This window comes from Marinobacter sp. F4218, from assembly GCF_019443085.1.
Taxonomy (GTDB): Bacteria; Pseudomonadota; Gammaproteobacteria; order Pseudomonadales; family Oleiphilaceae; genus Marinobacter; species Marinobacter albus.
In genome coordinates this window covers 1,937,540-1,951,244 of the sequence record NZ_JAHZIL010000003.1, presented here as the reverse complement: position 1 = coordinate 1,951,244, position 13,705 = coordinate 1,937,540, and the positions used below count along the sequence as shown (strand labels likewise).

At 62.0% G+C, this 13,705-nt stretch carries 15 protein-coding genes; 5 read left to right on the top strand and 10 right to left on the bottom strand.

What is annotated here, in order from left to right:
* Positions 1 to 106 precede the first annotated feature (106 nt).
* Both K0B93_RS12930 and K0B93_RS12925 read left to right on the top strand, forming a co-directional pair.
* Positions 107 to 724, top strand: a complete 618-nt coding sequence (locus K0B93_RS12930; RefSeq protein WP_219867600.1) for an RNA polymerase sigma factor — start codon at positions 107 to 109, stop codon at positions 722 to 724.
* Positions 718 to 954: an anti-sigma factor family protein gene (locus tag K0B93_RS12925; protein ID WP_219867599.1), complete on the top strand. Its 237-nt coding sequence runs from the start codon at positions 718 to 720 to the stop codon at positions 952 to 954. The genes K0B93_RS12930 and K0B93_RS12925 overlap by 7 nt, the downstream gene beginning before the upstream one ends.
* Here K0B93_RS12925 and K0B93_RS12920 read toward each other — a convergent pair.
* The 3 genes from K0B93_RS12920 to K0B93_RS12910 all read right to left on the bottom strand — a co-directional run bounded on the left by K0B93_RS12920 (position 917) and on the right by K0B93_RS12910 (position 2,981).
* On the bottom strand, positions 917 to 1,282 hold the full coding sequence (locus tag K0B93_RS12920) for a DUF6969 family protein (protein ID WP_219867598.1): 366 nt from the start codon (positions 1,280 to 1,282) through the stop codon (positions 917 to 919). The genes K0B93_RS12925 and K0B93_RS12920 overlap by 38 nt on opposite strands.
* Positions 1,279 to 1,959 carry a c-type cytochrome gene (locus K0B93_RS12915; protein WP_219867597.1) on the bottom strand — a complete coding sequence of 227 codons (681 nt, stop codon included), beginning with the start codon at positions 1,957 to 1,959 and terminating at the stop codon, positions 1,279 to 1,281. Before K0B93_RS12915 ends, K0B93_RS12920 begins: the two co-directional genes overlap by 4 nt.
* 116 nt (positions 1,960 to 2,075) lie before the next feature.
* Complete coding sequence (locus K0B93_RS12910) at positions 2,076 to 2,981, bottom strand: DUF3179 domain-containing protein (protein ID WP_416383213.1); 906 nt, start codon at positions 2,979 to 2,981, stop codon at positions 2,076 to 2,078.
* 393 nt (positions 2,982 to 3,374) lie between these two features.
* Between K0B93_RS12910 and K0B93_RS12905 the strand changes: the two genes are divergently transcribed.
* From K0B93_RS12905 to K0B93_RS12895, 3 genes are read left to right on the top strand one after another with little or no spacing between them, the layout of a single operon-like run.
* Positions 3,375 to 4,127: an amino acid ABC transporter substrate-binding protein gene (locus K0B93_RS12905; protein WP_219867595.1), complete on the top strand. Its 753-nt coding sequence runs from the start codon at positions 3,375 to 3,377 to the stop codon at positions 4,125 to 4,127.
* A 19-nt stretch (positions 4,128 to 4,146) separates the two neighbouring features.
* Positions 4,147 to 4,821 carry an amino acid ABC transporter permease gene (locus tag K0B93_RS12900; RefSeq protein WP_219867594.1) on the top strand — a complete coding sequence of 225 codons (675 nt, stop codon included), beginning with the start codon at positions 4,147 to 4,149 and terminating at the stop codon, positions 4,819 to 4,821.
* Positions 4,818 to 5,564, top strand: a complete 747-nt coding sequence (locus tag K0B93_RS12895; RefSeq protein WP_219867593.1) for an amino acid ABC transporter ATP-binding protein — start codon at positions 4,818 to 4,820, stop codon at positions 5,562 to 5,564. Before K0B93_RS12900 ends, K0B93_RS12895 begins: the two co-directional genes overlap by 4 nt.
* 10 nt (positions 5,565 to 5,574) lie before the next feature.
* On the opposite strand, the gene K0B93_RS12890 is transcribed toward K0B93_RS12895, so the two are convergent.
* The 7 genes from K0B93_RS12890 to K0B93_RS12860 form a co-directional block, all read right to left on the bottom strand.
* The gene (locus K0B93_RS12890; RefSeq protein ID WP_219867592.1) at positions 5,575 to 6,273 is read right to left on the bottom strand and encodes an SDR family NAD(P)-dependent oxidoreductase; all 699 of its coding nucleotides are present in this window, start codon (positions 6,271 to 6,273) and stop codon (positions 5,575 to 5,577) included.
* A 122-nt stretch (positions 6,274 to 6,395) separates the two neighbouring features.
* Entirely contained in the window at positions 6,396 to 7,082 is a 687-nt protein-coding gene (locus K0B93_RS12885; protein ID WP_219867591.1) for a TVP38/TMEM64 family protein, read from the bottom strand.
* A gap of 431 nt (positions 7,083 to 7,513) precedes the next feature.
* The gene (locus K0B93_RS12880) at positions 7,514 to 7,747 is read right to left on the bottom strand and encodes a formate dehydrogenase subunit delta (RefSeq protein WP_219867590.1); all 234 of its coding nucleotides are present in this window, start codon (positions 7,745 to 7,747) and stop codon (positions 7,514 to 7,516) included.
* On the bottom strand, positions 7,744 to 8,622 hold the full coding sequence (gene fdhD, locus K0B93_RS12875) for a formate dehydrogenase accessory sulfurtransferase FdhD (protein ID WP_219867589.1): 879 nt from the start codon (positions 8,620 to 8,622) through the stop codon (positions 7,744 to 7,746). Before fdhD ends, K0B93_RS12880 begins: the two co-directional genes overlap by 4 nt.
* Entirely contained in the window at positions 8,603 to 11,518 is a 2,916-nt protein-coding gene (fdhF, locus tag K0B93_RS12870; protein ID WP_219867588.1) for a formate dehydrogenase subunit alpha, read from the bottom strand. The genes fdhD and fdhF overlap by 20 nt, the downstream gene beginning before the upstream one ends.
* Positions 11,519 to 11,520: 2 nt before the next feature.
* Complete coding sequence (locus tag K0B93_RS12865; protein ID WP_219867587.1) at positions 11,521 to 13,080, bottom strand: formate dehydrogenase beta subunit; 1,560 nt, start codon at positions 13,078 to 13,080, stop codon at positions 11,521 to 11,523.
* A 17-nt stretch (positions 13,081 to 13,097) separates the two neighbouring features.
* Entirely contained in the window at positions 13,098 to 13,589 is a 492-nt protein-coding gene (locus K0B93_RS12860) for a formate dehydrogenase subunit gamma (RefSeq protein ID WP_416383212.1), read from the bottom strand.
* Positions 13,590 to 13,705: the final 116 nt, after the last annotated feature.

The window sequence follows — 13,705 nt, the reverse complement described above, 5'->3', positions numbered from 1 at the left end:
TGTCCTAAACTTGCAGACAATCTTCCGTTTTTATTCCGGTTCCGGGAACCGCGGCTCTCTTGTACTGACCAGGGGCCGGGACCAACGACCGACAGAGTAAGTACGCGTGATTCAACAAACAGACCTTGACGAAAGCAGCCTGGTTGAAGCCTTGAAACGCGGCGAGTCGTCGGCGTACGCCCGGGCAGTCTCGCACTTCAGCCCTGGCATGCTCGCGGTGGCCCGATACTATCTGGATGCAAGCAGCGCTGAAGAAATCGTTCAGGATTGCTGGGTTTCCGTTATCGATGCCATCCAGAAATTTGAAGGGCGCTCCGGTCTGAAAACCTGGTTGCATCGAATTGTCGCCAACCGATGCAAAAACAAACTGCGATCCAGCCAACGGGAAATCCCCACCGACTTTTCCGAGCGCCTCGATCCGGAACTGGCCAGCCGATTCAATACCTCAGGTCGTTGGGCCTCGCCCCCGAAGCTGCGCTTCGACGAATCCGCTGACGCTCTGATGGAAAACGAGGCCCTGAGTGACTGTCTCGACAAACACCTGAGTCACCTGCCGGAAACCCAGCGCTCGGCGCTGATTCTGTACGAGGCTCACCAGCATAAATCCGAGGACGTCTGTAACATTCTCGACGTCAGCGCCTCTAACCTGCGTGTGATGCTTCACCGCGCTCGGCAGAAAATCCTATTGATGGTGGAAACCTTTCAGGAGACCGGCGAATGCTAATGTGTCGCGAACTGGCTGGCATTGCCAGTGACTACATAGACGGGGAACTCAGCGCCGGTCGGAACCTGTCCGTGAAAATGCACCTGATGATGTGCAGGCACTGCCGGTCGTTCATTGGCAATCTGCGCGCGAGTACCGAGCTGATGCGGGCGCACTCATCCGCCCGGGTAGACCCGGCGGTTATCGACCGAATCAGTGACCGGGTATCCGAAGCTCTGCGCGACCGCTAGCAACGGCCGCAGCAGGACGACTAGGCGCCGCCAGCTCCGGCAGGGCAGCATCCCGCAGGAACAGGTGAAAATGCCCGTGTTCCGGATGGTCACTGCGGTGCGCGTGGTAATAGTACTGCGAGCCCGTGGAGGCGTCGAAAACGTCGTCTTTCGGGTAGTGATCCAGCTCGTAAAAAGGCCCTTGCCCGCGAAGCACTTCGCCGACGATATTCAGGTCACCCTTTTTCAACACCCGGTAGCATTCGCGGATCTCGGCCACGGCCTCAAGGCTGGCGCGAATGCAGGGTTCACCCAGCGTCTTCAGGTCTGGTATGCGAAGCTCGGTCATTGCCATTGCTCCTGGACCTTCAGCATGTAAGCCGTCAGTGCCGCCAGCTCCTCACTGTCCCACGGGAGCGGCTCATCCGCCATGGGCTGCACCATGCAGACCTGGACCATTTCATCCATGTGCACGGACTCCATGCCGAATATGTTTTGGGCCATGGCCACGGAGTGCGGATAGGCATCGGCGAAAGTGGCCTTGTAGCCCGCGCCGTCGTTGTGGCAACTGGAGCAGGACAGGCCATTGCTGCTCAGCGAGGTATCGTTGAACAGTTTCTCACCGGTGGCCACTAGCGCACAGGGATTGCCCTCGTACGGCTGGTAACCGGCCGGTCGGGTCACCCGCTTGGCGGCACAGGGATTGGGCTTGGCGGCGCACTGGCCGGTCGCGGCGCACGAGTTGCAGCTTTTCGTAGCGCAGGGGTTCTTGGTAGCGCATGGATTCTTGGCCGCACACGGATTTTTACCACTGCATGGGTTCTTGCCGCTGCACGGGTTGCACTTGGCCTTGCACTGTTGGGTGGCGCCGCATTTACCCTTGCAGGGCGAACAGGGGCCGCAGGCCGCTGCCGCCCCGCCAGGGCCAGCCAGCATCGCGGTCATCAGAACTGCCGACCACCAAGTGGTACGTCGGTGATCATGGCTCGTGCGAATGGCTTGTCGAAGTGGATGGATTGTAGTCATGACCTCTCTCCCTGATCACAGAGTTAGTGAGGGAACCCTTAGGGTCCGCAACCGCCTTTTCAGGCGGCCACTCAAGAGACACATGACTTATGCAACTATTACAGCAATTGCTGAAATTAATTGCTCTCGAAAATTAGCGTATCCGGGTGAAAGGTGTACCAGGCGAACCAGAACGCCCGGGTTGCCGGCAGCAGTGCGCCGTTCTCATCCCGAAGCTCCGCTGATGGGACGTCCGGGTCATAATGGACAGTTACGGCCTTCCCTCCAACCTCATCCCTGAGTGCTCCTTCGTGCCTGGCCAACTCGGGAAAAGGCCATACCTTTGCCTCGCCGTTGTGACTCCAGCCCAGCACCCAGGTCTTCGGATGATACTTGCGGCTGGTCTTGGATACCGGGAAGTGAAGCCGCTCCGACTGATCATAGTTGCCATATGGGGACTGCCGGTAATTGCGACGGTGGCCGGTGTCGGTCGACAACACCCTCGCCCGGTCACCAACCCGGTCGCGCCACTGTTGCCACAACTCGTGACGCACCGGCACCCGCTCCAGTGATTTACCGGCCAAGGGGCCGGAGACTGCCCGCCCCTCGATCTGCGACCAGAGCGACTCCGTTTGGTGGTCATACATCAGCAAATCGCTGTTATAGAGCAGGCCCGAAACACCGAAACTCAGTTCCCGACCGTCAACGACCGGATCAAATCCGATGCCTGATCCACACAGGGGGCAGAAAGTGATCAGCAGCGATTGGTCAGGCAGCTGTACATTGACGATTTCGTGCCAGTTCAGAATACCCACCGGAAAGGCCCGACTCTCACCGTCACCGTCCCAGGTCAACATCAGGTCATCCGGCTGCCAGGGCTGTGTGCTATCCGGGCGTTCGAACTTGGGCTCCCGGATCGCCGGAATTCCGTCCCGGGGCGGGCCACCCCGCAGGATCTGTTCCGCTGGAATTAGCGCGGACTGGAGGTCAAAACCGTTCTTCTGCTGGGCGTGCCCCCCGGCGGAGCCCAGCAACAGACACACTCCCAGCCAACAACTCAGCTGCCAATTTCGCGCCCTTCGGATGCTACAAGTGAGTGTGCCCATGGCTGGCACCCCTTCAACCTCGTTTCGTTTTTTGCGCAGTAAACACGCAACCAACCCTTAGACACTGCGGGTACTCGCTTGTTACATCCGGCACAGATCTGGTGACTCTGAGGACAGGTCCGCTAAAGTATAGGGAGTTGTCATTTAAGACGCGCCCGAGTAATACCCGGCTTAACCCGAGGGCGGCCGACGTCTTAAGGTAAGCCCGTATCGGATGAGCCGGCGAAGGTTGTTAGAATCGGCGCAGTTTTTTGATCCCGGCTCTCCAAGTCATCAGTCCGTGCCACCGTCGCTGACGAAAGCACGGCAACAACCCGGAAGGACCTGACCATGAAAACCCTGTTAGCAACCACACTGTTAGTACTGTCTTTGGTCGCGACCCCGCTCCTGGCCCAGGACGACACAATCCGGGTCGGCATGTCCGGCCAGTATTTCCCGTTCACCTTCGTTGAGCAGGACACTTTGAAGGGATTCGAAGTCGACGTTATGAATGCTGTGGCCAAAGAGATGGGTCGCGAGGTGGAGTACAAGACCGCGGCCTTCTCGGGCCTGTTCGGCATGCTCGGCGCGGGGCGGATTGATACCGTGGCCAACCAGATCACCATCACCGAGGAGCGCCAGAAGGCGTACATCTTCAGTGAGCCGTACGTCTACGACGGCGCACAGGTGGTCACCAAGGCCGGCAATACCGAGATCGAAGGAGTCGAGGACCTGAAGGGCAAGACCGTGGCGGTGAACCTCGGCTCCAATTTCGAGGCCCTGCTGCGCGATTTACCCTATGCCGACGAGATCGATATCAAGACCTACGACAGCAATATCGAGCGGGATACCGCGCTGGGCCGCGTCGACGCCTTTGTGATGGACCGGGTCAGCGCCAGCCAGATCATCAAGGAAAAACCCCTGCCGCTGGAATTGGCCGGCCCCACCTTCTCCCAGATCACCAACGCCTACCCGTTCAAGGACACCGAGGAAGGCCGGGCCCTGCGGGACGAAGTAAATGCAGCCCTGAGCGCGCTTCGAGAAAAAGGCACGTTGCGTGAAATTTCCGAGGAATGGTTCGGCACCGACATCACGTCCCCCTAACGGCACAGGACTCTGAACTATGGGCGCGCTCGACGTCGATTACATGCTGGGGCTGGTCCCCGTCCTACTCGGGTACCTGCCGCTGACCCTGCAATTGGCGTCCGTGGGCATGGTGCTGGCGCTGATTCTGGCGTGCCTGTTTGCGGTCATCCGGGTGCTGCGGATTCCGGTGCTGAACCAGTTCACCATCATCTTTATTTCGTTTTTCCGCGGCACGCCGCTGCTGGTCCAGCTGTTCCTGTTCTACTACGGGCTGCCCCAGCTGTTCAGTGCCCTGACCGTGATCGACGGCATCACCGCCACCATCATGGGCCTGACCATGCACTTCTCGGCGTACATGGCCGAATCCATCCGGGCCGCCATCGTCGGCGTCGATCGCAGTCAGACCGAGGCCGCGCTGTCCATCGGCATGACCAACGGCCAGCTGATGCGGCGAATCATTTTGCCTCAGGCCACGCGGGTGGCCCTGCCCACCCTGATGAACTACTTCATCGACATGATCAAGGCCACGTCACTGGCGTTTACCCTGGGCGTTACCGAGCTGATGGGGGCCACCCAAAAAGAGGCCTCCGGCAGCTTCCTCTACTTCGAGGCGTTCATTGTCGCGGCGGTAATGTACTGGATCGTGGTCGAGATGCTGTCCTGGCTGCAGGGCAACCTGGAAACCCGACTTAACAAGGCCTACAGCCGATGATTGAACTCAAGGGACTGCGCAAGCAGTTTGGCGAGGCCGTGGTCCTCGACGGTATCGACCTGACCATCAAGAAAGGCGAGATCGTGGTGATTATCGGGCCGTCCGGCACCGGGAAGTCCACGTTGCTCCGCTGCGTGAACTTTCTCGAGCAGCCCACCGCCGGCGAGATCACCGTTGGCGACCTGACCGTGGATGTGAACCGGGCCCGTAAAGCCGACATTCTGGAATTGCGCCGGCAGACCGCCTTTGTCTTCCAGAACTACGCCCTGTTTGCCAACAAGACGGCGCTGGAAAACATTGCCGAACGGTTGCTGGTGGTGGATCGCTGGCCCAAGGCCAAGGCCCATGAGCGGGCCCGGGAAATTCTCCGGCGCATTGGCCTGGAAGACAAGGCCGACGCCTACCCGGCCTCCATGTCCGGCGGCCAGCAGCAGCGGGTAGGCATTGGCCGGGCCATGGCTGCCGGTGCCGAGGTCATCCTGTTTGACGAACCCACCTCCTCCCTTGACCCGGAATGGGTGGACGAAGTGCTGTCGCTGATGAAGCAGCTGGCCAGGGAGCGCCAGACCATGTTGCTGGTGACCCACGAAATGTCGTTCGCCCGGGACGTCGCGGACCGCGTCATCTTTATTGATGGCGGCCGGATCGTGGAACAAGGGCCGCCGAGTGAGATTTTCTACCATCCCAGGGACCCCCGAACCCGGGATTTCCTGCAGAAAATCCTGGCCACCCATCAGGTCTGAACGCTGCCCCTTACCAGGACTCGCCGAAGGGCCGGACATCCAGTTCGAAAGTCCAGGCTGACGGATCCTGCTGGGTGAGCATCCAGACCGCATCGGCCACCGCCGAAGGCTGCACGAAGAAGTCGTCCGGTTTGTCGCTCATCGCCTTACGGGTGCGCGGCAGATCCACGACCCCATCGATGACGACTATCCCCACATGGATCTTTTCTGGCCCCAGCTGCCGCGCCAAGGACTGCGCGAGGCTGCGCTGAGCCGCCTTGGCGGAGGCGAAGGGTGCGGTGTTGGCCCGGCCCCGCAGGGCGGCCGAAGCACTGGTGACGACAATGCTCGCGCGGTCGTGCTGCCGCAACTGGGGCAAGGCGGCCTGGGTGGCGGCCACCAGGCCTTTGACGTTCAGCCGCCAGTTGGCCTCGAAATCCTCCAGGCTGGCGTCCACGGCGCTCTTGAACACGCCGCCACCGGCGTTATAGAGCAGCACCGAGACCGGGCCGAGTTGCTTTTCGATCGCCTTGAACGTCTCACCCACCTTGTCGGTGTCGGTGGCGTCATAGGAGAAGGCGTGACTATTGGCGACGCTCTGTGCCAGGGATTCCAGATACTCCCTGCTTCGCGCCAGCATCGCCACCCGATAGCCCTCTTCGCTGAAACGCCGCACGAGGGCCTCACCATTGCCCTCGCCCACACCTATCACTACACACACTTTGTCCACGACCCTTTCCCCCCTGATTATTGGCCGGCAATGCCTTCTGACAAGCGTAGACCAGCGGGGGCCATGAGGGGTCGTAAATCGAGATTCGGTGAAGCGGTTTAACGGATCGAGAAACGCCAGGATCAGGAGCTAAGGTGAAGCCAGCGCGAAAGACGGGACTGCGGCCTGCGGCTCAGATACCAGGGCAGGGTGCTCATGATCACCAGAATCAGGGCGGCGGCGGCAACGGTCAGTAACGGATTGAACTCAAAACTGTGGCCGAGCCCGGCAAAGACAAAGGTCATCGGTAACATGCCGATGGCCGAGGCCAGGGCGAAACGCCAGGCCCGAATCGCCGTGACGCCCGCCGCATAGCTGATCAGGGCGAACGAGAACAGGGGGATCAACCGGGTAATCAGGACCGCAACAAACAGGAACCGCTGCGAGCCGTTCACAGAAAACACCGGATTGTTTTCAAGCTTGCGCTGGACCACTTCTCGGCCCAGTACCCGGGCCAGGTAAAACGCGATCATAGCGCCGATCATAGCGCCTGCCACAGCAATCGCCGTGCCCTTGACCATGCCGAAGGCAAGACCCGAGGCCGCGCTGATCGGCAAGGTTGGAATCGGCCCGACAACCACCCCGAGGATCATCATCAGCATCAGCAACAGCGGCCCGAACATGCCTTGCTGGTTGAGCCAGTCGGAGATGGCTGCGGGCGACAGACTGGCCGGCATCCCCAGTTGGCGAAGTACCAGCCAGGTGGCCGCCATCACCAGCGCGACAATGGCCAGAAAGGAGAGACGAAATACCCAGTGTGAACGGTTCATTCGGGCATTCTACCCGTCAGGCGAGTCCGGGGAAGAAAGAATTAATGAATGAATGCGCAACCCTTCGCCTGTTTAGGTGTCCAAACGTTGTAAGGCATCTACCTCCGTTGGCCTGTCGGAGGCGGATGGCAGCAACAGACATGGAGGACATAGCGATGAAAACCCTAACACTGGCCGGACTCTTACTCGCTTTCGCCATGAGCGGCTCAGTTCTAGCCGAAGGCGTAAGCAGTGAGGACCTCAAATGTGAAAACAACCCAGCTTGCCTTCAACAACCAGCGGGAGAAGACAGGCGTTAACGGGTCAGGCTATTGACCTGCCCAAAGAAACCGGCCGGCACTGGAATCAGGTGTCGGCCGAGTGATAAAACCGTCGTAGTAAACCTTTCCGCGACCGTGAGCGAGGTCGAAAACAAAACGCCCGGTGAATCCTCACGCTTCCTGGGGCTCTGACAGTCGTTTCACGGCGAGCCGGGAGACCGTGGAAAGTTCCAGGCCATCAGACTCGGCATAATCAATGATCTTCTGCTTCATGCTGCGAGCCCAGAACTTCCGAAGGTGGGTCGCGATCACCTCGGCAGACTGCTCCGCATCGCCATGGTGGAGATTGTTGGCACTGATCTGGTTGACCATCTTGATCAGATGCTGGAGCTGCTGATCACTCATTCCGACGTCTCCTCGCAGGCTGGGGCGTCCCCCCGGTTATAGATCACGTGTCGGCCGGGTCGGGCGAAGCCGATCAGGGTCATGTTGGCTGTGCGGGCTTCCCGAATGGCCAACGCGGTAGCGGCCGACACCGCCACCAGACAGGAGATACCGACACAGGCGCTCTTCTGCACCATCTCGAAACTGGCCCGGCTGGAGATCAGGACGAAGCCGTCGTCAAAGGCATCGGCGCCGTACCTCCGCATGCGGGCGCCGATCAGCTTGTCCAGGGCGTTGTGGCGACCGACGTCTTCCCGGGCCTGCAGGATCCGGCCGGTAGCGTCGCACCAGGCCGCACCGTGGGTGGCCCCGGTCTGGGCCTGCAGGGCCTGATGCTCCTTCAGCTGCGCCAGGGCCGCCTGCACGACGGCGTCCACGGGCACCGGCCAGGGCGGGACCGACGGAATCGGCCGTACCGCATGGGCCAGGGATTCGGTGCCACAGAGACCGCACCCGGTCCGACCGGTCAGGTTCCGGCGCTGTTCCCGCAACCGGGTGAACCGGTCGCCGGCGATGCGCATCTCCACCGACACGCCATCGCCGGTAACCTGGATGTCCAGATCAAACAGTTGCTCGGCGCGATCCAGGATCCCTTCACTCAGGCTGAAGCCCAGGGCGAAATCTTCCAGATCAGACGGCGACGCCATCATCACGGCATGGGAGACGCCGTTGTAGACCATCGCCACCGGCACTTCTTCGGCCACAGCGTCCTGCCCGGTCGCAGCACCCTTGATGCCGCCGCGCCCCTCCACCGGGGCGGAACTGACCGCCGCCGGCAGAGCCTGGTGACTATCGAGCGGATGAACAATCACCGGACTACTTGAGTGCCGTGGCATCGGAGGCCTCCGCGTGGATGGCGGCCGGGGTCAGCAACTGGTGCTGGCGCTGGTCGAACTGTTCGAAGTGGCGCTGCCAGGCCGAGGGCTGGGTGACCTTCTCCACCTGCACCGCCGTGACCTTGTATTCCGGGCAGTTAGTGGCCCAGTCCGAGCTGTCCGTGGTGATCACGTTGGCGCCACTGCCCGGATGGTGGAAGGTGGTGTACACCACCCCCGGCAACATGCGTTCGCTGATCCTGGCCCGCAGCACGGTCTGGCCGACCCGGCTGCTGACACCCAGCCAGTCGCCCTCGTGGACCCCCCGGAGCTCGGCGTCGCTGGGATGAATCTCCAGCACGTCCTCGTGGTGCCACTGGCTGTTCTCCGTACGCCGGGTCTGGGCGCCGACGTTGTACTGGGAGAGGATCCGGCCGGTGGTCAACAACAGCGGGAACTTGCGGTTGGTTTTCTCCTCGCTGGCAACATACTCGGTGACCGCAAACCTGCCCTTGCCGATGGGGAAATCGAGGGTGTGCATGGTCGGGGTTCCGTCCGGGTGCGCCTCGTTGCAGGGCCACTGGATACTGCCGAGCCGGTCCAGCTTTTCGTAGCTGACACCGGTGAAGGTCGGGGTCAGCCGGGCGATCTCGTCCATGATCTCGGACGGGTGACGGTAATCCATGGGATAGCCCAGGGCATTGGACAACGCCATGGTCACCTCCCAGTCTTCCAGCCCGGCCACCGGCGCCATCACCTTGCGCACCCGGTTGATGCGGCGCTCGGCGTTGGTGAAGGTGCCGTTTTTCTCCAGGAAGGTGGCGCCGGGCAGTAACACATGAGCAAACTTTGCGGTCTCGTTCAGGAAGATATCCTGCACGATCAGGCAATCAAGGGCCGACAGGGCGACCTCCACATGCTGGGTATTGGGGTCGGACTGGGCGATGTCCTCGCCCTGCACGTACATGGCCTTGAAGCTGCCGGCGATAGCGGCGTCAAACATGTTGGGAATCCGAAGCCCGGGCTCGTCGTCAATGGTCACGCCCCAGACGTCCTCGAACCGGGCCCGCACCGCCGGATCACCGACATGCTGGTAGCCCGGGAGTTCGTGGGGGAAGGATCCCATGTCACAGGAGCCCTGGACGTTGTTCTGGCCACGCAACGGGTTCACGCCCACGCCTTCCCGGCCGATATTGCCGGTGGCCATGGCCAGGTTAGCGATGCCCATCACCATGGTCGAGCCCTGGCTGTGCTCGGTGACCCCCAGGCCATAGTAAATGGCGCCATTGCCGGCTTCGGCGTAGGCCCGGGCGGCCTCCCGCACCAGCTGTGCCGACACCCCGGTGACCGCTTCCATGGCCTCGGGCGAGTTCCGCTCCCCGGCGATAAACTCCCGCCACTCATTGTACTGCCGGGGCTCACAGCGGCTCTCGATAAACGCCGTGTCCTCCAGACCCTCGGTCACCACCACGTGGGCGAGGGCATTGACCATGGCCACGTTGGTGCCCGGGCGCAGCGGCAGGTGGAGGCCCTTGCCGCCGTGGGGCGTGCTCAGCAGATCGATCCGGCGCGGGTCGATGACGATCAGTGTCGCGCCCTCGCGCAAGCGACGGCGCATCTGGGAGGCGAACACCGGGTGAGCATCCGTGGGGTTGGCCCCAATGACCACTATGGTGTCGGCTTTTATCACCGAGTCGAAGGTCTGGGTACCGGCGGATTCTCCGATGGTGGTTTTCAGACCGTAACCGGTCGGGGAGTGGCAGACCCGGGCACAGGTGTCGGTGTTGTTGTTACCGAACGCGGCCCGGATCAGTTTCTGCACCAGGTAGGTTTCCTCGTTGGTGCAGCGCGAGGAGGTGATGCCACCGATGCTTTCCCGGCCGTATTTGGCCTGGGTGTCCTTGAGCTTGTTCGCCGCAAACGCGATGGCCTCGTCCCAGGACACCACTTCCCACGGCGCGTTGGTGGCCTCCCGGATCATCGGCTCCTTGATCCGGTCCTTGTGGGTGGCATAACCAAAGGCGAAGCGGCCTTTCACACAGGAATGCCCGTGGTTGGCGTCGCCGCCCTTGTAAGGCACCATCCGCACCAGCTGATCGCCTTTCATTTCCGCCTTGAACGAGCAGCCCACCCCGCAGTAGGCGCAGGTGGTGACCACGCTGTGCTCAGGCTGACCAGCGTCGATCACACTCTTTTCCATCAGGGTTGAGGTGGGGCAGGCCTGGACACAGGCACCGCAGGACACACATTCGGAATCCATGAACGGCTCACTCTGGCCCGCGGCCACCTTGGACTCGAAGCCCCGGCCCTCGATGGTCAGGGCAAAGGTGCCCTGCACTTCCTCACAGGCACGCACACAGCGCGAGCAGACAATGCACTTGCTGGGATCAAAACTGAAGTAGGGGTTGGAGTCGTCCGTCTCTGCGTCCAGATGGTTCTCGCCCTGGAAGCCGTAACGTACCTTCCGCAGGCCCACGGTGCCGGCCACGTCCTGCAGTTCGCAGTTACCGTTGGCCGGGCAGGTCAGGCAGTCGAGCGGGTGGTCGGAGATATACAGCTCCATGATGTTGCGACGTAGTCTGGCGAGCTTGGCATTCTGGGTGGTGACCGCCATGCCCTCGGCCACCGGCGTGGTGCAGGAGGCCGGGTAGCCCCTCTGGCCCTCGATCTCGACCGCACACAGCCGACAGGAGCCGAAGGCCTCCAGGTTGTCCGAGGCACACAGTTTGGGAATGTTAATACCCGCCAGTGCCGCAGCCCGCAGCACTGAGGTGCCCTCGGGCACACGGATGGTGGTGCCGTCGATCGACACTGACACCTGGGCATCCGAGGGACTCGGCGGCGTCCCGTAGTCCAGGTCGGGGTTCAGGCCACCGGTGCCGGGATCGGTCTTGCTCGGGTCGTAGTAGTCCAGCATGGTCATGCCTCCACGCGCGTCGGTCGGACCGTCAGGTCGTCCGGAAAATGTCTGATCACGCTCTGCACCGGAAACGGGGTCATGCCCCCCATGGCGCACAGCGACCCATCCACCATGGTCTCGCACAGCTCTTCCAGCAGTACCAGGTTGGCATCCGGGTGGTCGCCGGCACGTATGCGGTCGATCACCTCCACCCCGCGCACCGAGCCGATGCGGCAGGGTGTGCACTTGCCGCAGGACTCGACGGTGCAGAATTCCATGGCGAAGCGGGCCTGCTCGCCCATGTCCACGGTGTCGTCAAACACCACCACGCCGCCGTGCCCAATGCCCGCGCCCAGTTCGGCGAAGGCTTCATAATCCAGTGGCGTATCCCACTGACTTTCGGGCAGGTAGGCCATCAGTGGTCCACCCACCTGGACGGCTTTCATCGACCGCCCGGTGACGGTGCCAGCGCCGAAATCCTCCAGTATGGCCCTGAGCGTGGTGCCGAAGGCCAGCTCGATCAGGCCGCCCTGCCGGATATTGCCCGCCAGCTGGATGGGCAGGGTACCGCGGGATCTGCCCATGCCGTAATCAGCATAGGCCTGGCCGCCGTGGGCCAGGATGAACGGCACCGCCGCCAGGGATAGGACGTTGTTGACCACGGTCGGCTGACCAAACAATCCCTTGATGGCCGGAAGCGGCGGTTTGGCCCGCACCATCCCACGCTTGCCTTCCAGGCTCTCCAGCAACGACGTTTCCTCGCCACAGATGTAGGCCCCCGCCCCCAGCCGGACTTCCAGGTGGAAGGCCCGGCCGCTGCCCCGGACATCATGGCCCAGATAGCCCGCGGCCCCGGCCCGCTCGATGGCCTCGTTGAGAATGCGATGGGCCAGCGGGTACTCCGAGCGCAGATAGATATAGCCCTGGGTGGCACCAACGCCCAGTCCGGCGATGATCATGCCCTCGATCAGCATGAACGGGTCGCACTCCATGACCAGCCGATCGGCGAAGGTGCCGGAGTCGCCCTCATCGGCGTTGCAGACAATGTATTTCTGTTGTTGCCAGGCTTCGTCGTGCACCGTCTGCCACTTGATCCCGGTGGGAAACGCCGCGCCGCCGCGGCCGCGCAGGCCGGAGGTTTTGACTTCGTCCACAATCGCTTGTGGGGCCAGGGTCACCGCCTTGTCCAGTCCCGCAAAACCGCCGTGGGCCCGATAGTCGGCAATCGACAGCGGGTCGATGATGCCGATGCGGGCAAAGGTCAGGCGCTGCTGTCGCCGGAGATAGGGCAATGTCTCGATGTCCCCGTGGCACAGTGCATGATCGGTGCTTGCCTCGAACAGGCCTGCCGCCACCAGGGCCGGAACGTCGTCCGGCTCCACCGGCCCATAGGCGACGCGGCCGTTGGGCGTCTCGACTTCCACCAGTGGTTCCAGCCAGAACAGGCCACGGGAGCCGTTACGCACCAGCTCGATGGGGTGTCCACGCCGGTCTGCCTGGACCTGAATCTGGCGCGCTACCTCATCGGCACCAAGCGACAGCGCAGTGGTATCACAGGGCACGTACACTCTCGTCACCATGATGGTTGCTCCTGTGGTTATTCCAGTTCCAGGGTGGCGGTGATCAGCCTGTCCGTCAGCCGGTCGAACTTCTGCGGGGTCATGCGGCCGTGTATGTCGTCATTGACCCGGATATTGGGTGCGCAGGCGCAGTTGCCCAGGCAATACACCGGCTCCAGGGTAAATTCGTTATCCGCCGTGGTGCCGTGATAGTCCACCCCGAGCCGCTGCCGAACGTGCGCCTCCAGAGTCCGGCCACCCATGGCCTGGCAGGCTTCGGCCCGGCATACCTGCACCACATGGCTGCCGGCGGGCTGCGTGCGGAAATGGTGGTAAAAACTGATCACCCCGTGCACTTCGGCCCGGGTCTGCTGGAGGGATTCGGCGATGATGGCAACCGAACCCTCGGGGATGTAGCCAATCCGGTTCTGGACCGCATGGAGGATTGGGAGCAGGGCGCCGGGCTTGTGCTTCAGGGCGTCCACTTCCTCCCGAATCATGTCAGGCGTCCAGTCCCCTGCGCCGGCCATCATGACACCATCCACTGGTTGCTTGGCCCGCTCCGAGATATGCATAACTATTCCTACCTGCTTTTGTTCTGATAGAGTAATAGGCCTACGCTAGCACCCTGCCTTCGGCCACGGAA

What these genes read in the sequence shown, in the direction of transcription:
- K0B93_RS12880 (WP_219867590.1), bottom strand. Translation starts at nt 7,747, where the DNA reads ATGAGTGATCAGCAGCTCCAGCATCTGATCAAGATGGTCAACCAGATC.
- K0B93_RS12895 (WP_219867593.1), top strand. Translation starts at nt 4,818, where the DNA reads ATGATTGAACTCAAGGGACTGCGCAAGCAGTTTGGCGAGGCCGTGGTC.
- K0B93_RS12865 (WP_219867587.1), bottom strand. Translation starts at nt 13,080, where the DNA reads ATGGTGACGAGAGTGTACGTGCCCTGTGATACCACTGCGCTGTCGCTT.
- K0B93_RS12860 (WP_416383212.1), bottom strand. Translation starts at nt 13,589, where the DNA reads ATGGCCGGCGCAGGGGACTGGACGCCTGACATGATTCGGGAGGAAGTG.
- K0B93_RS12885 (WP_219867591.1), bottom strand. Translation starts at nt 7,082, where the DNA reads ATGAACCGTTCACACTGGGTATTTCGTCTCTCCTTTCTGGCCATTGTC.
- K0B93_RS12920 (WP_219867598.1), bottom strand. Translation starts at nt 1,282, where the DNA reads ATGACCGAGCTTCGCATACCAGACCTGAAGACGCTGGGTGAACCCTGC.
- K0B93_RS12925 (WP_219867599.1), top strand. Translation starts at nt 718, where the DNA reads ATGCTAATGTGTCGCGAACTGGCTGGCATTGCCAGTGACTACATAGAC.
- fdhD (WP_219867589.1), bottom strand. Translation starts at nt 8,622, where the DNA reads ATGCCACGGCACTCAAGTAGTCCGGTGATTGTTCATCCGCTCGATAGT.
- K0B93_RS12900 (WP_219867594.1), top strand. Translation starts at nt 4,147, where the DNA reads ATGGGCGCGCTCGACGTCGATTACATGCTGGGGCTGGTCCCCGTCCTA.
- K0B93_RS12915 (WP_219867597.1), bottom strand. Translation starts at nt 1,959, where the DNA reads ATGACTACAATCCATCCACTTCGACAAGCCATTCGCACGAGCCATGAT.
- K0B93_RS12905 (WP_219867595.1), top strand. Translation starts at nt 3,375, where the DNA reads ATGAAAACCCTGTTAGCAACCACACTGTTAGTACTGTCTTTGGTCGCG.
- fdhF (WP_219867588.1), bottom strand. Translation starts at nt 11,518, where the DNA reads ATGCTGGACTACTACGACCCGAGCAAGACCGATCCCGGCACCGGTGGC.